We start from the raw sequence: 20660 nt of genomic DNA, 5'->3' as shown, positions 1-20660 counted from the left end.
CCCTTTTCCCCGACTTGCCCGCTCCCGCCCATATCCGAGGACCTATCAGTGAACGCACGCACTGCCGGCGACGACCACGGCAGCAGCACCAGCACGCCCCGCGCCCCGGCCGGCTCCGCCGTCCCCCGCCAGTACGGGCCCGCCGACCGCCTCCTCACCGCGGCTGCGGACCCGCCCGCCGGACCGGACCCCCTCGACGATCCCGACCCCGCCGCCGTCGCCCAGGCCGCCGCGACCGAGAGCCTCCTGCGCTGCTGGGTACGCGAGCACGCGGTCGAGCGCCCGCAGGACGCCGTCCTGCGCCTGCCCCTCCCCGCCAGCGCGGCCACCCTGCGCGTCCCCGTCCGCTACTGGTCGCCCACCGGCCACCACCGCTTCGGCCCTCCCACCCTGCACGGCACCCCCGACGGAGCCCCGCCCGTCGACGCGGTCACCCTGGCCGCCCTGCTCGGCCGCGAGGCCGCGTACCGCAGCGGTGCCCCCCGCTCCGGGGCGGACAGCGCCGACCTGGTCGGCCGCGTCGCCGACTCCCAGCGCCGCACCGCCTCCTTCGCCGCCCGCCCCGCCACCCCGCGCGGACCGCAGGAGCCGCCGGCCCCGCGCTTCCTCGCCGCCGAGCAGTCCCTCGTCCTGGGCCACCCCCTGCACCCCGCGCCCAAGAGCCGCGAGGGCCTCTCCGAGGCGGAGTCCGCGAGTTACTCGCCGGAGCTGCACGGCTCCTTCCCGCTGCACTGGTACGCCGTGGACCCGGCCGTGCTGGCCGCCGACTCGCAGTGGACCCGCGGCGGCCGGACGGTCCCGGCCGTGGAGCTCGTCCGGGAACTCGCCGGTGGCGGCCTGGAGTCGCCCCCCGGCTGCGTACCGCTGCCGCTGCACCCCTGGCAGGCCCGCGAGGCCCGTACCCGCCCCGAGATCGCCGAACTGCTGGCTCGCGGCCTGCTGCACGACCTGGGTCCGCACGGAGCGCCCTGGCACCCCACCTCCTCCGTGCGCACCGTCCTGCGCCCCGGCGCCCCCGCCATGCTCAAGCTCTCCCTCGGCCTGCACCTCACCAACTCCCGCCGCGAGAACCTCCGCAAGGAACTGCACCGCGGCGTCGAGGTCCACCGGCTGCTGCGGACCGGCCTGGCGGGGGAGTGGGCCGCGGCCTTCCCCCGGGGCGCCGGCTTCGACATCGTCCGCGACCCGGCCTGGCTCGGCGTGGACACCCCCGGCGGCGCCCCGGTGCGCGGGCTGGACGTCGTGATCCGCCACCAGCCGTTCGCCGACGGCGACGATGTGCTCTGCCTCGCCGCGCTCACCGCCCGCCGCCCCGTCCCCGATGCCCCGCGCATGCGCTCCCGGCTGGAGGAGGTCGTCGGCCAACTCGCCGCGCGCACCGGCCGGTCGAGCGCCGCGGTCGGCGCCGAGTGGTTCCTGCGCTACCTGGAGGCCGTCGTACGGCCGGTGCTCTGGCTGGACGCACACGCCGGCGTGGCGCTGGAGGCGCATCAGCAGAACACCCTCGTCGTCCTCGACCCCCACGGCTGGCCGACGGGCGGCCGCTACCGCGACAACCAGGGCTACTACTTCCGCGAATCGCGCCGCGCCGACCTCGACCGCAGGCTGCCCGGCATCGGGGAGCACAGCGACACCTTCGTCGCGGACGACGTCACCGACGAACGCTTCGCCTACTACCTGGGCATCAACAACGTCCTGGGCCTCATCGGCGCGTTCGGCGCCGCCGGCCTCGCGCCGGAGGCGATGCTGCTCGCCGCCTTCCGCCGCTTCCTCACCGACGCCGCGCGCAACCTGCCCGCCGCCACGCTGCCGGGGCTGCTGCTCGACAGCACGACCCTGCGCTGCAAGGCCAACCTCCTCACCCGGCTGCACGGACTGGACGAACTCGTCGGCCCCGTCGACACCCAGTCGGTGTACGTCACCATCCCCAACCCCCTGAGAGGAGGCCGGCCGTGAACGACGACACGCTGATCCTGCGCTCCCCCTTCGCCGCCCCCACCGCGCCCGAGCGCGCCCACCCGGTCACCGGCTGGGCCGCCGCCCGTACCCCCGCCGGCCGCTTCCGCCTGGAGCCGGTCAACGCCCGCCGGGACCTCCCCCTGCTGCACGAGTGGATGAACGACCCCGCCGTGGACGCCTTCTGGGAGCTGGCCGGCCCCGTCTCCCGCCTCGCCGCGCATCTCGCCCAGCAGGCCACCGCCGGCGCCGGAAGCTGCCTGGGCCTGCTGGACGGCCGCCCGATGAGCTACTGGGAGGTCTACCGCGCCGACCTCGACCCGCTTGCCGCCCACTACGCGGCACGCCCCCACGACACCGGCGTCCACCTGCTCATCGGCGCCGAGACGGACCGGGGCCGGGGCCTGGGCCCGGTGCTCCTGCGCGCGGTCGCCGAGCTGGTCTTCGACCACCGCCCCCTGTGCGAGCGGGTCGTCGCCGAGCCCGACATCCGCAACGCGGCGTCGGTCGCTGCCTTCCGCACCGCGGGCTTCCACTTCCACGGCGAACTCACCCTGCCCACCAAGCGGGCCGCCCTCATGGTCCGCGAGCGGAGCACGCGGCCGTGGTGAGATCCGTACGGCCCGGCGCCCGTGCCGCCCGCCCGCAGGGCTCCTCACCACCCGTGACGGCGGTCACTGTCAGTGGCGCGGCATAGGGTGTGGGGCCATGGAAGACGAGAGCCAGGGCAGGCCTGGGATCAATGAGCTGCTGCACGCCGCGGTGACAGCCGTGGGCGGTGTGGAGCGGCCCGGCCAGGTCGCCATGGCACAGGCCGTCACGGAGGCGATCGGCAACGGCTCGCACCTGCTGGCGCAGGCGGGGACGGGCACGGGCAAGTCGCTCGGCTACCTCGTCCCCGCCCTGGCCGCCGGGGACCGTGTGGTGATCGCCACGGCGACGCTCGCCCTGCAGCGGCAGCTCGTGGAGCGCGATCTGCCGCGCACGGTGGAGGCGCTGCGTCCACTGCTGGGCCGCAAGCCCGAGTTCGCGATGCTGAAGGGGCGGTCGAACTACCTCTGCCTGCACCGCGTCCACGAGGGTGTGCCGCAGGAGGAAGAGGAGGGCCTCTTTGACCCGTTCGAGTCGGCCGCGCCCTCCAGCAGGCTCGGCCAGGACCTGCTGCGGCTGCGCGACTGGGCGGACGAGACGGAGACCGGCGACCGCGACTCCCTCACCCCCGGCGTCTCCGACCGCGCCTGGTCCCAGGTCTCGGTCTCGGCGCGCGAGTGCCTGGGCGCCTCCCGCTGCGGCTACGGCGCGGAGTGCTTCGCCGAGGCGGCCCGGGAGCGGGCGAAGCTGGCCGAGGTGATCGTCACCAACCACGCGCTGCTGGCCATCGACGCCATGGAGGGCGCTCCGGTGCTGCCCGGCCACGAGGTGCTGATCGTCGACGAGGCGCACGAGTTGGTCTCCCGGATGACGGGCGTGGCCACGGGCGAGCTGACGCCGGGCCGGGTGAACAGGGCGGTGAAGCTCTCGGCGAAGCTCGTCAGCGAGCAGGTGGCGGACGATCTGCTGGCCGCCGCCGAGGGCTTCGAGCGGCTGATGGAGCTGGCCCTGCCCGGACGGCTGGATCCGGTGCCGGAGGACCTCGACCTGGTGCTGCGCCGGCTGCGCGACTCCTGCCGGTCGGTGATCACGGCACTCGGCTCGACGCGTGACAAGAGCCTCAGTGACGAGGACGCGGTGCGCAAGCTGGCCCTGGCGTCCGTGGAGAACGTGCACGAGGTGGCCGAGCGCCTCACCCACGGCTCGGAGTACGACGTGGTGTGGTTCGAGCGCCACGACAGGTTCGGGGCCTCGCTGCGGGTGGCGCCGCTGTCGGTCTCGGGGCTGGTGCGCGAGAAGGTCTTCAACGACCGCTCGGTGGTGCTCACGTCGGCCACGCTGAAGCTCGGCGGCGACTTCAACGGCGTGGCGGCCTCGCTCGGCCTGCCGCCGGAGGGCACCGAGGATCCGGAGGCACCGCCCTGGCGGGGGCTGGACGTCGGCTCCCCCTTCGACTACGGCAAGCAGGGCATTCTGTACGTGGCGCGGCATCTGGCGCCCCCCGGCCGGGAGGGCAGCCGCGGCGACATGCTGGACGAGCTGGCGGAGCTGGTGGAGGCCGCCGGCGGGCGGACGCTGGGGCTCTTCTCCTCCATGCGCGCCGCACAGGCGGCGGCGGAGGAGCTGCGCGGCCGGCTCGGGGAGCTGCCGATCCTGCTGCAGGGGGAGGAGACGCTGGGCGAGCTGATCGCCCGCTTCCAGGCGGATCCGCGGACCTGCCTCTTCGGCACGCTCTCCCTGTGGCAGGGGGTGGATGTGCCCGGGGCGAGCTGCCAGCTGGTGGTGATGGACCGGGTGCCGTTCCCACGCCCGGACGATCCCCTGATGAAGGCACGCGGCGACGCGGTCGACAAGGCCGGCGGCAACGGCTTCATGGCGGTGTCCGCCACGCACGCGGCGCTGCTGATGGCCCAGGGAGCGGGGCGCCTGATCCGGGCGACGGGCGACCGGGGCGTGGTGGCGGTCCTGGACCCCCGCCTGGCCACGGCCCGCTACGGAAGCTTCCTGCGGGCCTCGATGCCCGACTTCTGGTACACGACGGACCGCAACCAGGCCCGCAGGTCACTGGCGGCGATCGACGCGGTCGCCAAGCAGGCGGAAGGCAAGCAGCCGGAAGGCTGAGACGCGCGGACGGGCGCCCATGGCGCCCGTCACCCGTTGCCCGCCCCGCCTCGTGGTGGACGGGGCCTCGTCGGCCGGCGCTCCTGGGGCAGTGAACCCCCGCGCCGGCCGGCCCGCTGGCGTCAGACGCGGCGCAGAACCGCCACGACCTTGCCGAGGATCGTCGCCTCGTCGCCGGGGATGGGCTGGTAGGAGGCGTTGTGCGGAAGCAGCCAGACATGGCCGTCCTCGCGCTTGAAGCGCTTGACCGTGGCCTCGCCGTCCAGCATCGCGGCGACGATGTCGCCGTTCTCGGCGACCGGCTGACGGCGCACGGTGACCCAGTCACCGTCACAGATCGCCGCCTCGATCATCGAGTCGCCGACGACCTTGAGCACGAACAGCTCGCCGTCGCCGACCAGTTGGCGCGGCAGCGGGAAGACGTCCTCGACGGACTCCTCGGCCAGGATCGGCCCGCCGGCGGCGATCCGGCCGACCAGCGGCACGTAGGAGGCGGCGGGCTTGCCCGCCGTGTCCGTCGGCTGCAGCGAGGGCGTCTCCGAGCCCCGCACCTCGTACGCCCGGGGCCGGTGCGGATCGCGGCGCAGGAAGCCCTTGCGCTCCAGCGCCATGAGCTGGTGCGCCACCGAGGAGGTCGAGGAGAGCCCCACGGCCTGCCCGATCTCACGCATCGACGGCGGGTACCCCCGGCGCTGCACGGAGTCGCGGATCACCTCGATGACCCGGCGCTGGCGGTCGGTGAGCCCCGAGCTGTCGGCCCGGATGCCCGGTGGGCGTCCGGGCAGCGAGCGCTTGGGAGGCCGGTCCTGGCTGTCGTCTTCGCTCATGGGATGCTGCGCCTGCCGATCGAGTGCCCGGGCGGCGATCGTCGCTGTCGTCGCTGTGCTCGCCGTGGCAGTGGTGTCTGCGGTCGTGGTCACGTCGGCCCCTCTCGATGTGGTTCTCCCTAGCTGGACAACGGTAGTTGGTTTCGAAAGGTTGCGCCAAACACACGTTCGAGTGAAAAATTTCGGTTTGGCTGACGTGATCAAACGACGGGGTGTAAAAAACTTCGCCCAGGCCGCCCCGCGGCGACGCGCCGTGCGGCCAGCGTTCCCGGGGAAGTGGCAGCGCCATCCCACATGTAGTGGTTAGATTGCGGACGCAACCCAGAGGTTGTGGTCCCCCCTCCGGCGGAGGGAAGGGCATCCCCTATGCTTGTGGCCGCTCCGGTGGGGCGGTTCCGTCCCGTCCGGATGCGCAGGCGCGTCGTGCGGTGCTTGTCGGCCGCCTGTCGGATGCCCGTCGGATGTGAAGAGCGCGACAGACACGCGACAGACAGAGGGAGGGTGGAACGAGTGCACTGCCCCTTCTGCAGACACCTGGACAGCCGGGTGGTCGACAGTCGCACCACCGATGACGGCACGTCGATCCGCCGCCGCCGCCAGTGCCCCGACTGCTCGCGCCGCTTCACCACGGTGGAGACGGCCTCGCTCATGGTCATCAAGCGCAGCGGCGTCACCGAGCCGTTCAGCCGGGACAAGGTCATCGCGGGTGTCCGCAAGGCCTGCCAGGGCCGGCCGGTCACGGAGGACGCCCTCGCCCAGCTCGGCCAGCGCGTCGAGGAGGCGGTCCGCGCGACCGGGTGCGCCGAGCTCTCGGCGCACGACGTGGGTCTGGCCATACTCGGCCCGCTCAGGGAGCTCGACGTCGTCGCCTATCTGCGCTTCGCGTCGGTCTACCGGGCGTTCGACACTCTCGAGGACTTCGAGGGCGCCATCGCCGAGCTGCGTTCGGGCGGCCCGCGGCCGCTCACGCCCGGCCCCCGGCCCCTCGCGGCGCTGCCGGACGGCGCCCCCGGGAGTCCGGCGGGTCCGGACATCCCCGCGCCCGCCCCCGCCGGATAGCGCGCACCTCCGCCCCCGCGGCGGACCCACAGACGGCCGAGGCGCGTACCGCGCCCGGCGGAAGTCGTACACAGACGTACAGACACGTAGGAAAAGACCGACACAGTGCCCGGGAAGAAGCGGGCGCAACGGGACGTTTACGTCCTGAGAGGGAGGCGGAATGACCGAGACGACGAGCGGCCCGGCGCGCAGCGCCCGCAAGGGCGGCGGCAAGGCTGCGGCTGCCAGGAACGCGGGCCTGCGGATCGAGCGCATCCACACCACCCCCGGCGTGCATCCCTACGACGAGGTGGAGTGGGACCGCCGCGACGTCGTCATGACGAACTGGCGCGACGGCTCCATCAACTTCGAGCAGCGCGGTGTGGAGTTCCCGGCGTTCTGGGAGACCAACGCCGTCAACATCGTCACCAGCAAGTACTTCCGCGGCGCCGTCGGCACCCCGCAGCGCGAGACCGGGCTGCGCCAGCTGATCGACCGCATCGTGAAGACGTACCGCAAGTCCGGTGAGGAGAACGGCTACTTCGCCTCGCCCGCCGACGCCGAGGTCTTCGAGCACGAGCTGGCCCACGCCCTCCTCCACCAGGTCTTCAGCTTCAACAGCCCGGTCTGGTTCAACGTCGGCACCCCGCAGCCCCAGCAGGTCTCCGCCTGCTTCATCCTCTCCGTCGACGACTCCATGGAGTCGATCCTCGACTGGTACAAGGAAGAGGGGATGATCTTCAAGGGCGGCTCCGGCGCCGGTCTGAACCTCTCCCGCATCCGCTCCTCCAAGGAGCTGCTCTCCTCCGGCGGCAACGCCTCGGGCCCGGTCTCCTTCATGCGCGGGGCCGACGCCTCCGCCGGCACCATCAAGTCCGGCGGCGCCACCCGCCGCGCCGCCAAGATGGTCATCCTCGACGTCGACCACCCGGACGTGGAGTCCTTCATCGACACCAAGATGAAGGAGGAGGAGAAGATCCGCGCCCTGCGGGACGCCGGTTTCGACATGGACCTGGGCGGCGACGACATCACCTCCGTCCAGTACCAGAACGCCAACAACTCCGTGCGGGTGAACGACGAGTTCATGAAGGCCGTGGAGAGCGGCGGGAAGTTCGGGCTGCGCGCCCGGATGACCGGCGAGGTCATCGAGGAGGTCGACGCCCGGCACATCTTCCGCAAGATGGCCGAGGCCGCCTGGGCCTGCGCCGACCCCGGTATCCAGTACGACGACACCATCAACCACTGGCACACCTGCCCGGAGTCCGGCCGGATCAACGGCTCGAACCCGTGCAGTGAGTACATGCACCTGGACAACACCTCGTGCAACCTCGCCAGCCTCAACCTGATGAAGTTCCTCAAGGACGACGGCGAGGGCACCCAGTCCTTCGACGTCGAGCGCTTCACCAGGGTCGTCGAGCTGGTCATCACGGCGATGGACATCTCCATCTGCTTCGCGGACTTCCCCACGCAGAAGATCGGCGAGAACACCCGCGCCTTCCGCCAGCTCGGCATCGGCTACGCCAACCTCGGCGCCCTGCTGATGGCCACCGGCCACGCCTACGACTCCGACGGCGGCCGGGCCCTGGCCGGCGCCATCACCTCGCTGATGACCGGCGCTTCGTACCGGCGCTCCGCCGAACTGGCCGCCGTCGTCGGCCCGTACGAGGGCTACGCCCGCAACGCCGACGGCCACCGGAGCGTCATGCGCCGGCACGCCGACGCCAACACGGCCGCCAAGCGGATGGACGACCTCGACACCCCGGTCTGGGCCGCGGCGACCGAAGCCTGGCAGGACGTGCTGCGGATCGGCGGGAAGAACGGCTTCCGCAACGCCCAGGCCTCCGTGCTGGCCCCGACCGGCACCATCGGCCTGGCCATGAGCTGCGACACCACCGGCATCGAGCCCGACCTGGCGCTGGTGAAGTTCAAGAAGCTGGTCGGCGGCGGCTCCATGCAGATCGTCAACAACACGGTCTCGCAGGCGCTGCGCCGCCTTGGCTACCAGGGCGAGCAGATCGAGGCGATCGTCGCCCACATCGCCGACCACGGCCACGTCATCGACGCACCGGGCCTCAAGCAGGAGCACTACGAGGTCTTCGACTGCGCCATGGGCGAGCGGTCGATCTCCCCGATGGGGCACGTGCGGATGATGGCGGCCGCCCAGCCGTTCCTCTCCGGCGCCATCTCCAAGACGGTCAACCTCCCCGAGAGCGCGAGCGTCGAGGAGATCGAGAAGGTCTACCTGGACGGCTGGAAGCTCGGCCTGAAGGCCCTCGCGGTCTACCGCGACAACTGCAAGGTCGGCCAGCCGCTCTCCGCGAAGAAGAAGCCCGCCGAGCAGGGCGGGCAGGTCGCGGAGAAGGCCGAGGCGACGATCCGCCAGGCCGTGGAGAAGGTCGTGGAGTACCGCCCGGTGCGCCGCCGCCTGCCCAAGGGCCGCCCGGGGATCACCACGTCCTTCACCGTCGGCGGCGCCGAGGGCTACATGACGGCGAACTCCTACCCCGACGACGGTCTGGGCGAGGTCTTCCTGAAGATGTCCAAGCAGGGCTCGACGCTCGCCGGGATGATGGACGCCTTCTCCATCGCGGTCTCCGTCGGCCTGCAGTACGGCGTGCCGCTGGAGACGTACGTCTCGAAGTTCACCAACATGCGCTTCGAACCCGCCGGGATGACGGACGACCCGGACGTGCGGATGGCCCAGTCGATCGTCGACTACATCTTCCGCCGCCTCGCGCTGGACTTCCTCCCCTTCGAGACCCGCTCCGCGCTGGGCATCCACTCGGCGGAGGAGCGCCGGCGGCACCTGGAGACCGGCTCCTACGAGCCGACCGACGAGGAGCTGGACGTCGAGGGACTGGCCCAGTCGGCGCCCCGCGAGCCGCAGCCGGTGCTGATGGCGGTCGGCGAGGCCCTCAAGGCGGAGCTGGGCGAAGGCACGGGGCCCCTGGACGCCCCGGAGGTCACGGAGGCGCACACCTCGGCCGAGCTGGCGGAGATGCGCCTGGGCGTGAGCGCCGACGCCCCGCTGTGCTTCTCGTGCGGCACGAAGATGCAGCGTGCGGGCAGCTGCTACATCTGCGAGGGCTGCGGCTCGACGAGCGGCTGCAGCTGAGCCGGCGGCCCGGCACCGGCCGGGAGTCGAGCGGTAGTTGAGAGAGGGCGCCGACCTGCGGGTCGGCGCCCTCTCGCGTACGCGGCGGGGTGTTACGCCGCCACCGCCACCGCGCCCCTGTCCAGGACCGCGCCCTTGTCCAGGGACGGGGGGAGCGGGGAGGCGGGGGCGGAGGGGGCGAAGACCAGCAGCTTCAGGGCCGCGAAGCGGGCGATGCCCGCCAGGGCCGAGGAGGTGAGGTAGACCGCCTGCTGCGTCACCGTCGAGGGCGAGGACACCAGCGCGTACAGCGCGTACAGCGCCGCTGTGGTGAACACCCAGCCCAGCGCAGCCGTGAAGGCCGACTGGGCGTGCATACGCCAGCCGCGGCGCCCGCTGGTGAAGGTGACACGGGCGTGCAGCTCCGATGCCAGCAGCGTGGAGGCCACGGTGACCACCGCGTTGGCCAGCGCCATCGGCACCTGGTCCGCGAGGAGCACCAGCGCACCGCTCGACGCCAGGCCCACCGATCCGCCGCACAGCACGAAGCGGGCGAACGCTGCCAGGGTGGTGCGCGCGGAGCTGGGCACGGGAGCCTCCCGGATCTGGACGCCGCCCACTGCGGCGTCCTCACCGACGCTACGGATCCCGGCTCGCGCGAACGATCAGGGCTTCCCCCCAGATCCCTGGGGGTTAACCCCCAGAGGAGCCAGGGGACTTACCCCCTACGGGCTCCGCTCACCCCTCCCGGGCAGCCCCCATGACCTGCGCGAACTCCACCGGATCCGCGTCATACCCCCGTGACAGGCTCTCCAGGCGCCACGTCCCCGACCCCTCCCGGGTGAACTCCGCGATCGTCGCCGCCGTCGCGTCCGGCAGCTGCGCCAGATCGTGCCGGGCCAGCTCGGTGTGCCCCTCCAGCACCAGCGCCTTGGGACGTGCCACCTCGCCGAACGGCAGCCGGGCGCCCGGCTGCTGTATCGCCACCCCGACGACTATGCGGCCGTAGCTCTCCGACACCCGGTACAGATCCAGGGTCAGCACCTCGTCCGCCCCGTAGCCGCGCCCGTCGCGGCTCTCCCGCTGCAGGATGATCGTGCCGTCGGGGGCGCGGCTGTCGAAGTGGACCAGATAGGCGGGCGGCCCGTAGGGATCGGCCGCCGGATACGCCGCCGCGACCAGATCCAGATCGTGCGCGGGGGCCCCGAGCGGTGCCGGGTCCCAGCTGAGCTTGATGTCGACCCTGCGGTGCCCCTTGGAAAAACCTGACAACGCCCTCCCCCTCCAGTCGAGTTGGCAATACGGCGACTGCTGTGACGCAATCCTAACGGCGCCCCCTGACAACTCCCGTGCCGCTTCCGGCCGGATCCGACCGGTCACCCGCGCAACCCCCGCGCCGCCTCCCGCAGCAGGGGCACGAACGCCTCGGCGGCCGCCGACCGCGCCACGCCCCGCGCGCTCGCCGCGTAGACCGTGCGGACCGGGGCGTCGTCGCTGTGCAGCGGCCGGAGCACCAGCCCCGGCGGCAGCGCCCCGGCAGCCAGCTCCGGGACCAGCGTCAGCCCGAAACCGGCCGCCGTGAAGCCGAACTTGGCCACCCACTCCCGGGCCACCACCTCGATCCGCGGCTGGAAACCCTTCCGCAGGCAGGCGCTGATCAGGGTGTCCTGTGCCAAGGCGCTGCCCGCGATCCACGGCTCGTCCGCCAACTCGGCCAGCCGCAGCGTACGGCGCCCCGCCAGCCGGTGACCGGTCGGCATCGCCACCAGCACCTGCTCGTCCAGGAGTCGGCTGAGCACCACACCGTCGAAGGCCGCCACCTCCTCGGCGTAACCGGAGACCACCGCGAGGTCCAACTCGCCGCCGCACAGCGCGGCCACGTGCTCGCGGCTGTACCCCTCGCGGTGGCTGACGGCCACCCCCGGACGGGCGGCGCGGAAGGCCGTCAGCGCCCGGGGGACCAGCGCCGCCCCGGCGGTGGCGAAGGAGCCCAGCCGCAGCCGCCCCATGCGCCCCTCGCCCAGCGCCGCCAGGTCGCGGCGCGCGGCGGCGAGCCGGTCGAGCGCGGCCTGCGCGTGCGCCAGCGCGTGGGCGCCCGGCTCGGTGAGCCGCACCCCGCGCGGCAGCCGGTCGAAGAGCGGCGCGCCGAACTCCGCCTCCAGCGCGCCGATCTGACGCGACACGGCGGACTGGGTGAAGCCCAGTTCGACTCCGGCAGCGGTGAACGAGCCGTGCCGGGCGACGGCGCAGAAGACCCTGAGCCAGCCGGTGTCCACATCCGCCTCCTTTCATGCGCGATGCGCATGCCAGCTATGCGAGACATTCGTTGGTGGAATGGCTCTCCGGCTGCCTAGCGTAGGGGCCATGACAGAGATCGCCTTTCTGGGGCTGGGGTCCATGGGCCTTCCGATGGCCCGTCGACTCCTTGACGCCGGGCACCCGTTGACCGTCTGGAACCGCACCGCCTCCCGGGCCGAGCCGCTCGCCGCGGCGGGCGCGCGCGTGGCCCGTACCCCTGCCGAGGCGGTGGCGGGGGCCGCGGTGGTCGTCACGATGCTCGCCGATCCGGCGGCCGTCACCGCCGTGCTGCTCGACGCGGCTCCGGCGCTGCGGCCCGGGGCGATGGTCGTCGAGATGTCGACCATCGGCCCCGACGCCGTACACGCCCTCGCGGCCCGACTGCCGGCGGGGACGGCGCTGGTCGACGCGCCCGTCATGGGCAGCACGCCCCGTGCGCGGGCGGGGGAGCTGACGATCCTCGCCGGGGGCGGGGCCGTGGCGCGCGTCGAGCCCGTACTGGCGGCGCTGGGCACCGTGGTGCGCTGCGGCCCGCTCGGCAGCGGCGCGGCGCTGAAGCTGGTGAACAACACCGCCGTCATCACCGCCCTGGCGGCCGTGGCCGAATCCCTCGCGCTGGCCGCCTCACTGGGGGTGGACCGGGAGGCCGCGGAGCGCTCTTTGGCGGCCGGTCCGCTCGCGGGCGTCATGGCGCGGGCGGCCGACACGGAGAGCCGCTTCGCGCTCGGCCTCGCGTCGAAGGACCTGCGACTCGCCCATGACGCGGCCGGAGGGCTGCCCCTCGCGGCCGCCGCGGGAGAGCGGCTGCGCGCGACGGCCGAGGCGGAGGGCGCCGCGGCGGACCTCTCGGCGGTCGTCCGCCGCCCCCGGACGGCTCCTCCGGGGCGCACCACTCCACGCGGCGAACACCCCGACCCACGCACGTACCGAAGGGAAGCACCCGTGCTCAAGGCCATCGACAACCCGACCACCGTGCCCGCCCCCGCGGGCGCCTACTCCCACGTCGCCCGGCTGGACACCGACCCCTCCCGGCCCCACACCCTGCTTTTCCTCTCCGGTCAGATCGCGCTCGACGAGAAGGGGGAACTGGTCGGCCTCGGCGACATGACCGCGCAGTCCCGCCACGTCATGGAGCTGATCGCGCGGATCCTGCGGGCGCACGGCGCGGGCCTGGACGACATCGTCAACATCCGGACGTTCCTCACGGACATGGACCTGCTGCCCGAGTACGGGGCCGTACGCGCGGAGTACCTCAAGGGCGACCCGCCGACCTCCACCACCGTCGAGGTCGCGCGGCTCTTCCGGCCCGGAGCACTGCTGGAGGTCGAGGTGGTGGCCGCTGTCGGATGATCCTCCGGATCCACTGATCAGCGTCAGATCAGGCCGTACGATGGCGCGGTGCTGGTCAAGTGGATGCGCTGCACCGTGGTGGACCGCCGCGGATTCGAACGGGCGCAGCGCAAATGGGCGGGGCTGCTCGGGGAGCCCGGCTTCCGCGGTCAGGGGGGCGGCTGGAGCCGGTCGCGCGAGGGGGTCGCGCACGTCTTCGGCTTCTGGGAGACCCGTGCGCTGTACGACTCGTTCATGGCGCGCTCCCACGACCGGCTCGCCGCCGCCCAGACGGGGACCTACCGCGATCCGCGTATCCGGCTCTTCGAGCGGACGCACGATGTGAAGGTCGGTTTCACGCCGCGCTTCGGCGACGCCGACGTACTGCGGGTGGCGCACCTGCGCGTGCGCCCCGACCGCGTGGAGAACTTCACGCTCATGCAGGAGAAGGTCTGGAACCCGGCGATGGCCGGCTCGCCCGGCATGCTGCGCGGGATCTTCGCGCAGGCACCGGGGGACGAGTTCCTGGTGCTGTCGATGTGGGACTCAGCCGCCGAGCACGGCAAGTACCGCATCGAGCGGATCGAGCGGCTCGGCCTGCGCGCGCAGACCGCCTCCGACGTGGCCGCCATGGCCGGCGACGTGATCAACGCCGAGCAGGGCTGGTCGGTCTGACGCCTCGGGGGCGCGGCATAGGCTGGCCCGTATGGCACGGCCCCGGCGCATCGTCCTCATCCGGCACGGCGAGTCCGAAGGGAACGTCGACGACACGATCTACGAACGTGAGCCCGACCACGCGCTGCGGCTCACCGAGCGCGGCCGCGGACAGGCCCGTGCGGCGGGCGAGCGGCTGCGCGAGGTCTTCGGGGACGAGCGCGTCAGCGCCTACGTCTCCCCCTACCGGCGCACCCAGGAGACCCTGAGCCACCTGGCGCTCGACCCGGCCCGGCTGCGGGTGCGCGAGGAGCCCCGGCTGCGCGAGCAGGACTGGGGCAACTGGCAGGACCGCGAGGAGGTGCGGCTGCAGAAGAGCTACCGGGACGCCTACGGCCACTTCTTCTTCCGTTTTCCGCAAGGGGAGTCGGGGGCCGATGTCTACGACCGGGTGGGCTCCTTCCTGGAGAGCCTGCACCGCAGTTTCGAGGGCCCCGACCATCCGGAGAACGTCCTGCTGGTGACGCACGGGCTGACCATGCGGCTGTTCTGCATGCGGTGGTTCCACTGGTCGGTGGCCGAGTTCGAGTCGCTCTCCAACCCGGGGAACGCCGAAACGCGGATCCTTCTGCTGGAGGGCGGCGGCCGCTATCGCCTGGACCGGCCCTTCGAGCACTGGTGCACACCCGAGTCGTACGGCTGACGGCCCCGGCGGCCGTACGAGCGCCCGTACGCCGCATGCGTACGGCTGATCCACACCCGTGCGGATAGGCTGGTCCGAAATGACCACTCACTCTTCCGACTCCGGGTGCCTGGAGCGCGCCCTCGACAGTCTGCGCGGCCTCAGTGTGGGCGACGCGCTCGGCTCCCAGTTCTTCGTCCCCGACAACCGGCCCCTGCTGGGCGGGCGCGAACTGCCGCCCGCCCCCTGGCAGTGGACGGACGACACCGAGATGGCCTGCTCGGTCGTCCTCGTGCTGGCCGCGCACGGCCGCATCGACCAGGACGCGCTGGCCGCCTCCTTCGCCCGGCGGCACGACTTCGACCGGGGCTACGGCCCCGCCGTGACCCGCATGCTGCGCCGGATCCGCCAGGAGGGCGCCGACTGGCGGGAGTTGGCCGCCGCCCTCTTCAACGGCCGCGGCTCCTGGGGCAACGGCGCCGCGATGCGCATCGCGCCGCTCGGCGCCTGGTACGCGGGCCGCGTGGAGCAGGCCGTACACCAGGCGGAGATCTCCGCCTACGTCACCCACCAGCACCGCGAGGCGGTCGTCGGCGCCATGGCCGTGGCGGCCGCCGCCGCGCTCGTCGCGGATCCGGCGGGCGCCCCGCGGCCGGTCGCCCTGCTGGACGCGGTGACCGAACTGATCCCCAGAAGCGCGGTCGCCCAGGGTGTGCGGCGGGCCCGCGACCTGCTGGACTACGACGACGTGGCCACCGTCGCCGCCGTCCTGGGCAACGGCCGCCGCACCAGCGCGCACGACACCGTGCCGTTCGCCCTGTGGTCGGTGGCGCGGAACCTGGGCGACTACGAGGGGGCCTTCTGGTCGACCGTACGGGCCGGGGGCGATGTCGACACCATGTGCGCGATCGTCGGCGGCGTCCTGGCGGCGCGCCGCGAGTGGGCGCCCCCGTCCGCGTGGCTGGAGCGGACCGAGCCCCTGCCGGACTGGGTGCCGGAGGCGGTCTGAGCCCGGCGTGTCACAGCCGGGTCACGGGGTCGTGCCAGAGCGGCACAGTGCGGCTTCCTCCCATGGGCGCGAGTGGCGCCGTCCTCTAACCTGACGGCCACGCCGGGGGGTTGATCTTGTCTGGGTGGACGGGGCGCCGGCGGTGGGGAGCTGATCGCCATGTCCGGTACGTCCAAGCCGCAACCGGGGGACGCTGCGCCGTCCGAGGCCGCACCGCCGGCGCCCGCCCGCGCTGGGGCCGCGTCCTCCGGAGCGGTGCCCGGTGCCGCCCAAGCCGCACGCCCCTTCGCCCCGCCGCGGGCCGGGATACCGGGCCCCACCGTCCAGCCGCCGTGGCAGCCCGGCGGCGCTTCCCCCTACGCCCCCGGTGACCCGGAGTGGCTGAAGGCCGTACGCCCCGGCCGCGCCCAGCCCCTGCGCGTCGCGACCCTGGCGGCGGTGCTGCTCACCGGTGTGCTGGCGGCGCTGCTGCTGGCGGACGGCGTCGGCGTGAACCTGCTGATCGTCGCGCTGCCCGCCGCCTTCGGTGCCTATGTCGCCGCCCGGGCCGCGAGGCGCACCGCACGGCCGTGGGCGCTGCTGTGGGCCGCGGGCGGACTGGGGCTGCTGGCCGTGCCGCTCCTGCGGGAATCGCTCTGGCCGGTGTCCCTGGCCATGCTCGCGGCGCTGGCCGCCGGCACCTGCGCCCTGGTCGGCGGCCGCAGCTGGTACGCCGTGCTGCTCGGGCCCGTCGGCCTGCTCGGCACGCTGCCCGCCGCGGTCGGATGGCTGGTCGAGGGGGTCAGGCAGCGGCTCGCGCACAGCAGGCGGCGCTGGGGTTTCCTGCTGCGCACCGGAGGCGTGGCGGTGGCGCTGCTGGTGGTCTTCGGCGCGCTGTTCGCCAGCGCCGACGCGGCGTTCGCGGACCTGCTCGGCGCCCTGGTGCCCGAGGTGACGGTGGGTGGCAGCCCCTGGCGCTTCCTGCTCTTCCTGGGTGGGGCGCTGGGCGCGCTGGCCGCCGCCCGCACCGCCGCCGCCCCTCTGCGCTGGGACAGGATCCCCGCCAAGCCGGGCAGGGCGCGCGGCCGCACCGAGTGGGCACTGCCGCTGCTCGCGCTCAACGCGCTCTTCGCCGTCTTCATCTCCGTCCAACTCGTCGTGCTCTTCGGTGGCTACGACACCGTGCTGCGTGAGACCGGCATGACCTACGCCCAGTACGCGCGGCAGGGCTTCTGGCAGCTGCTCTGGGTGACCCTCCTCGTGCTGGTCGTCGTCGCGCTCGCGCTGCGCTGGGCCCCGCGCTCCGGCCCCCGCGACCGCGTCCTCGTCCGCGGGGTGCTCGGCACGCTCTGCGCGCTGACGCTGGTCGTCGTCGCCTCCGCACTGCGGCGGATGGACCTCTACGTGGACGCCTACGGCCTCACCCGGCTGCGGATCTCCGTCTTCTCGATGGAGGTGTGGCTGGGCCTGGTGATCGTGATGATCATGGTCGCGGGCGTGCTCGGGGCGCGCTGGCTGCCGCGCGTGGTGGCGGGCTCGGCCGCGGCGGCCGTGCTGGTCTTCGGCCTGGTCAACCCGGACGCCCTCATTGCCGAGCGGAACATCCGCCTGAGTGAGCGGGGCATCGACACCGACTACCTCTCCACCCTCTCGGCCGACGCGGTCCCGGCCCTCGACCGCCTGGCGGAGCCCTACCGCTCCTGTGCGCTGCGGGACATCGCACAGGAGCTGGACGAGGACACCCCCTGGTACGCGACCAGCCTCGCGGAGCGGCGGGCGCGCGAGATCCTCGACCGCCGCCCCGTGTCCTACTCCGTGGAGTGCGGCGGAGCCACCGGACGCACAAACGACTGGTAAGGGACGGCCGGCGAAGGACAACCGGTGGGAGCGGACACCTGATCCTCAACCCGTGGCAGTCTCCTTCCCGCTGCCGCTGAGGGCGTCGATATCGCTCTTGCGCACCTTGATCACGAACAGGGCCGTGGCGACGGCGGACAGCACCATGGCGACCGCCGCCCAGAAGGCCGGGCCTATACCGGCGGCCAGCACCTCGGCGCCCCATCTGCCCGGCATCAGACCCGTCTTCTCGAAGACCGCCTTCGCCTCGGCGGGGGCGGTCCTCATGAAGTCCGGCAGCTGGACCTTGAACTCCGCGCGGGCCTGCGCCCCGTACACGGTGGTGAGAATGGCCAGGCCGATCGAACCGCCCACCTGCTGGGTCACGTTCAGCAGAGCCGAGGCGGCGCCCGCCTCGTGCTGCGCGACCCCCGAGACCGCCGTGAGCGTCAGGGTGACGAAGTTGAGCCCCATCCCGAAGCCGAAGAGCAGCATCGGGCCCAGCACCCCGCCGAGGTAGCTGCTGCCCGGGTCGAGCTGGGTCTGCCAGGCCATTCCGGCGGCTGTGATGATCGAACCGGTGACCATGAAGGGCTTCGGCCCGAACACCGCCAGGAAGCGCTGCGAGAGTCCCGCGCCCAGGGTGATCGCGACCGTTACCGGCAGGAACGCCAGTCCGGCCTCGACCGGACTGAAGCCCAGCGCGTTCTGCACGAAGAGCACGATGTAGAAGAACATGCCGAACATGGCCGCGGCGAGACAGGTCATGATCAGATACGTGCCGGCGCGGTTGCGGTCGGCGAACATCCGCAGCGGCGTTATCGGTTCACGCGCGCGCTGCTCGATGAGGAGGAACACCGTCAGCAGCGCCACCGCCGCCCCGAAGAAGCCCAGCGCCCGGCCGTCCCCCCAGCCCCGGTCGGCGGCCTGGATGAAGCCGTAGACCAGGGAGGCCACACCCAGGGTGGACGTGACCGCGCCGAGGATGTCGAAGCGGCCCGGATGGCGCTCCGACTCGCTTATGTACAGCGGCACGAGCGCCACGATCAGCAGACCGATCGGCACGTTGACGAAGAGCACCCAGCGCCAGTTCAGCGAGTCCGTCAGCAGGCCGCCGGCCAACAGCCCCACCGCGCCGCCGCCCGCCGAGACCGCCGCGAACACCCCGAACGCCCGGTTGCGCTCGGGACCTTCGGGAAACGTCGTGGTCATCAGGGCCAGTGAGGTCGGGGAGGCGATCGCGCCGCCGACGCCCTGCAGCGCCCGCGCGGCCAGCAGCTGCCAGGGCTCCTGGGCCAGACCGCCCAGCAGCGAGGCGACGATGAAGAGCAGGATGCCGAAGATGAACACCCGGCGCCGGCCCAGGATGTCGCCCGCCCGGCCACCGAGCAGCAGCAGCCCGCCGAAGGTCAGCGTGTAGGCGCTCACCACCCAGGTCAGGCCGGTCGTGGAGAAGTCGAGAGCGGTCTGGATGTGCGGCAGCGCGATGTTCACGATCGTCGCGTCCAGGACCACCATGAGCTGACACGCCGCGATCAGCACCAGCGCGATACCGCGTCGGTCCGCGCGGGGTGCCGCGACCGGCCCCGTACGCACGTCCGCCGTCTGAGAGGTTTTCACCGTGCCCCCCTTGAATGTGGGATAGTGAACGACATCGTTCACTGTCCCGATCGACGGTAGCGACAGGTCCACAGTGAACGCAAGCGTTCACTACAATTCAATGGAGTGGAAATCCATGGGTAGTTCGCACCGGCCCGCTCCCGGAGCGCACCCAGCAGCAGGCCGCCGCCGAGGCAGTGTGCTGGAGAAGGCCATCCTCGACGCCGTCCTCGACCAGCTGGGCAGCGTCGGCTGGAACGGCCTCACCATCGAGGGCGTGGCCGCCCGGGCCCAGACGGGCAAGGCCGCCGTGTACCGGCGCTGGTCGTCCAAGGTCGACCTCGTCGCCGACGCGCTGAAGGCCGGCCTGCCGCCCGTCGAGGCCCTCCCCGACGCCGGCAGTCTGCGCGGGGACCTCATCGGCCTCGCGCGGATGCTGCGATCGCGCATGTACTCCCGCTCCGGCCAGGCGCTGCGCGTGCTCATGGACGAGTGCGACCGCAGCCACGCCGAGCACTTCATGGAGCTGATCGTCGGCCGTGTCATCGAGCCCGGCAAGGAGCTGACGGGCGAGATCGTCCGGCGCGGCATCGCCCGCGGCGACGTCCGCGCGGACGCCACCAGCGAGCTGGTCGTCGACGTCGTCCCCGCCATGATGATGTACCGGCACAAGGTCACCGGGGCGGACCTGCGCGAGGAGGACCTGGTGCGGGTGGTGGACGAGATCATGATCCCCCTGCTCGGCACCCGGGGGGCACCGGCCGGGGGCGACCAGGGCGGGGCGTAGGCTGGTCCGGTCATGACCTACGAACCACCCACCCACGCCGTCGAGCGCTCGATCCGTGCGAAGACCGGCGCCAGGACCGTCGCCGGCATCGACGAGGTGGGCCGCGGCGCCTGGGCCGGCCCGGTCACGGTCTGCGCGGCGGTCACCGGACTGCGCCGCCCGCCAGAGGGGCTCACCGACTCCAAACTGCTCACCCCCCGGCGGCGCGCCGCCCTGGCCGCCGAACTGCCCGGCTGGGTCACGGCGTACGCCATCGGCGAGGCCGACCACCGGGAGATCGACGAGCTGGGGATGACGGCGGCCCTGCGGCTCGCCGCCGTCCGCGCCCTCGACGCGCTGCCCGTCAAGCCGGACGCGGTGATCCTGGACGGCAAGCACGACTACCTCGGAGCGCCGTGGCGGGTCCGTACGGTGATCAAGGGCGACCAGAGCTGCGTCTGCGTGGCCGCGGCCTCCGTGCTCGCCAAGGAGCACCGCGACGCGCAGATGGCCGAGTTGGGCACCGAGTATCCGGCGTACGCGTTCGCCGACAACGCCGGCTACCCCTCGCCTGTGCACAGGGCCGCGCTGGAGGAACGGGGCCCCAGTGCACTGCACCGGCTGTCGTGGGCATATCTTGATGCGCTGCCGCGTTGGCGGCACTTGAAGCGGCCGCGAACCCCTCCGGAGGCGGCGGCGCTGCAGGCGGCGGGGCAGCTCGGCTTCGACCTCTGAGCAGTTGCCCGTCGGCTGTCCGGCTGCCCGGCGGTCCGTGCAAAGCGGCACGGCCGGCGGCCGGTTCGCGAAGGTTCGCCGCTTCGATATCCGATTGACGCCACCCCGCGTCTTGATCCCTACTCACGTTTGATAGATATCAACTC

Annotated in this window: 16 protein-coding genes and 1 pseudogene; 12 read left to right on the top strand and 5 right to left on the bottom strand. The window is 72.7% G+C overall.

The annotated features are described in order from the left end of the window. Positions 1-48: 48 nt before the first annotated feature. The 3 genes from ACFQLX_RS10645 (at position 49) to ACFQLX_RS10635 (ending at position 4668) form a co-directional block, all read left to right on the top strand. Positions 49-1956, top strand: coding sequence for an IucA/IucC family protein (locus ACFQLX_RS10645; protein ID WP_386414015.1), 1908 nt, complete (start codon positions 49-51; stop codon positions 1954-1956). After that, positions 1842-2567 carry a GNAT family N-acetyltransferase gene (locus ACFQLX_RS10640; protein ID WP_386414069.1) on the top strand — a complete coding sequence of 242 codons (726 nt, stop codon included), beginning with the start codon at positions 1842-1844 and terminating at the stop codon, positions 2565-2567. Before ACFQLX_RS10645 ends, ACFQLX_RS10640 begins: the two co-directional genes overlap by 115 nt. Before the next feature lie 97 nt (positions 2568-2664). Further along, positions 2665-4668 carry an ATP-dependent DNA helicase gene (locus ACFQLX_RS10635; RefSeq protein WP_386414013.1) on the top strand — a complete coding sequence of 668 codons (2004 nt, stop codon included), beginning with the start codon at positions 2665-2667 and terminating at the stop codon, positions 4666-4668. Positions 4669-4790: 122 nt separating this feature from the next. Here ACFQLX_RS10635 and lexA read toward each other — a convergent pair. Beyond that, a pseudogene (gene lexA / locus ACFQLX_RS10630) lies at positions 4791-5465 on the bottom strand (transcriptional repressor LexA); the annotation flags it as partial. Positions 5466-6005: 540 nt separating this feature from the next. On the opposite strand from lexA, the gene nrdR reads away from it, so the two are divergent. Together nrdR and ACFQLX_RS10620 are read left to right on the top strand one after the other, a co-directional pair. Next, on the top strand, positions 6006-6554 hold the full coding sequence (gene nrdR / locus ACFQLX_RS10625) for a transcriptional regulator NrdR (RefSeq protein WP_386414012.1): 549 nt from the start codon (positions 6006-6008) through the stop codon (positions 6552-6554). Positions 6555-6714: 160 nt separating this feature from the next. After that, positions 6715-9648, top strand: a complete 2934-nt coding sequence (locus tag ACFQLX_RS10620; protein ID WP_386414010.1) for a vitamin B12-dependent ribonucleotide reductase — start codon at positions 6715-6717, stop codon at positions 9646-9648. 92 nt (positions 9649-9740) lie between these two features. Here the strand turns inward: ACFQLX_RS10620 and ACFQLX_RS10615 are convergent, their stop codons facing one another. The 3 genes from ACFQLX_RS10615 to ACFQLX_RS10605 all read right to left on the bottom strand — a co-directional run bounded on the left by ACFQLX_RS10615 (position 9741) and on the right by ACFQLX_RS10605 (position 11903). Continuing rightward, positions 9741-10217: a GtrA domain-containing protein gene (locus ACFQLX_RS10615; RefSeq protein ID WP_386414009.1), complete on the bottom strand. Its 477-nt coding sequence runs from the start codon at positions 10215-10217 to the stop codon at positions 9741-9743. 148 nt (positions 10218-10365) lie between these two features. After that, positions 10366-10899: a TerD family protein gene (locus ACFQLX_RS10610; RefSeq protein WP_386414007.1), complete on the bottom strand. Its 534-nt coding sequence runs from the start codon at positions 10897-10899 to the stop codon at positions 10366-10368. A 104-nt stretch (positions 10900-11003) separates the two neighbouring features. Beyond that, positions 11004-11903: a LysR family transcriptional regulator gene (locus tag ACFQLX_RS10605; protein ID WP_386414005.1), complete on the bottom strand. Its 900-nt coding sequence runs from the start codon at positions 11901-11903 to the stop codon at positions 11004-11006. Between the two features lie 88 nt (positions 11904-11991). Here ACFQLX_RS10605 and ACFQLX_RS10600 point away from each other — a divergent pair, with 88 nt between their 5' ends. From ACFQLX_RS10600 to ACFQLX_RS10580, 5 genes are all read left to right on the top strand, one after another. Continuing rightward, complete coding sequence (locus tag ACFQLX_RS10600) at positions 11992-13275, top strand: NAD(P)-binding domain-containing protein (protein WP_386414004.1); 1284 nt, start codon at positions 11992-11994, stop codon at positions 13273-13275. 48 nt (positions 13276-13323) lie between these two features. Further along, positions 13324-13929, top strand: a complete 606-nt coding sequence (locus ACFQLX_RS10595; RefSeq protein ID WP_386414003.1) for a YdbC family protein — start codon at positions 13324-13326, stop codon at positions 13927-13929. 31 nt (positions 13930-13960) lie between these two features. Beyond that, a complete protein-coding gene (locus ACFQLX_RS10590) occupies positions 13961-14611 on the top strand; it encodes a histidine phosphatase family protein (RefSeq protein WP_386414002.1) in 651 nt (216 codons plus the stop codon). Between the two features lie 79 nt (positions 14612-14690). Further along, positions 14691-15599 (top strand): ADP-ribosylglycohydrolase family protein, encoded by a 909-nt coding sequence (locus ACFQLX_RS10585; RefSeq protein WP_386414000.1) that lies wholly within the window; start codon positions 14691-14693, stop codon positions 15597-15599. Between the two features lie 255 nt (positions 15600-15854). After that, positions 15855-17435, top strand: coding sequence for a DUF4153 domain-containing protein (locus ACFQLX_RS10580; protein ID WP_417846105.1), 1581 nt, complete (start codon positions 15855-15857; stop codon positions 17433-17435). Positions 17436-17480: 45 nt separating this feature from the next. Here the strand turns inward: ACFQLX_RS10580 and ACFQLX_RS10575 are convergent, their stop codons facing one another. After that, positions 17481-19034 carry an MFS transporter gene (locus tag ACFQLX_RS10575; RefSeq protein WP_386413998.1) on the bottom strand — a complete coding sequence of 518 codons (1554 nt, stop codon included), beginning with the start codon at positions 19032-19034 and terminating at the stop codon, positions 17481-17483. Positions 19035-19149: 115 nt separating this feature from the next. Here ACFQLX_RS10575 and ACFQLX_RS10570 point away from each other — a divergent pair, with 115 nt between their 5' ends. Both ACFQLX_RS10570 and ACFQLX_RS10565 read left to right on the top strand, forming a co-directional pair. Beyond that, positions 19150-19800 carry a TetR/AcrR family transcriptional regulator gene (locus ACFQLX_RS10570; protein ID WP_386413996.1) on the top strand — a complete coding sequence of 217 codons (651 nt, stop codon included), beginning with the start codon at positions 19150-19152 and terminating at the stop codon, positions 19798-19800. 12 nt (positions 19801-19812) lie between these two features. Next, the gene (locus tag ACFQLX_RS10565) at positions 19813-20514 is read left to right on the top strand and encodes a ribonuclease HII (RefSeq protein WP_386413995.1); all 702 of its coding nucleotides are present in this window, start codon (positions 19813-19815) and stop codon (positions 20512-20514) included. Positions 20515-20660: the final 146 nt, after the last annotated feature.

This window comes from Streptomyces polyrhachis (assembly GCF_042663125.1).
In the GTDB taxonomy this organism is placed as follows: Bacteria; Actinomycetota; Actinomycetes; order Streptomycetales; family Streptomycetaceae; genus Streptomyces; species Streptomyces polyrhachii.
This window is presented reverse-complemented; position numbering and strand designations above follow the sequence as displayed.

What these genes read in the sequence shown, in the direction of transcription:
- ACFQLX_RS10635 (WP_386414013.1), top strand. Translation starts at nt 2,665, where the DNA reads ATGGAAGACGAGAGCCAGGGCAGGCCTGGGATCAATGAGCTGCTGCAC.
- ACFQLX_RS10620 (WP_386414010.1), top strand. Translation starts at nt 6,715, where the DNA reads ATGACCGAGACGACGAGCGGCCCGGCGCGCAGCGCCCGCAAGGGCGGC.
- ACFQLX_RS10600 (WP_386414004.1), top strand. Translation starts at nt 11,992, where the DNA reads ATGACAGAGATCGCCTTTCTGGGGCTGGGGTCCATGGGCCTTCCGATG.
- ACFQLX_RS10590 (WP_386414002.1), top strand. Translation starts at nt 13,961, where the DNA reads ATGGCACGGCCCCGGCGCATCGTCCTCATCCGGCACGGCGAGTCCGAA.
- ACFQLX_RS10585 (WP_386414000.1), top strand. Translation starts at nt 14,691, where the DNA reads ATGACCACTCACTCTTCCGACTCCGGGTGCCTGGAGCGCGCCCTCGAC.
- ACFQLX_RS10570 (WP_386413996.1), top strand. Translation starts at nt 19,150, where the DNA reads ATGGGTAGTTCGCACCGGCCCGCTCCCGGAGCGCACCCAGCAGCAGGC.
- ACFQLX_RS10565 (WP_386413995.1), top strand. Translation starts at nt 19,813, where the DNA reads ATGACCTACGAACCACCCACCCACGCCGTCGAGCGCTCGATCCGTGCG.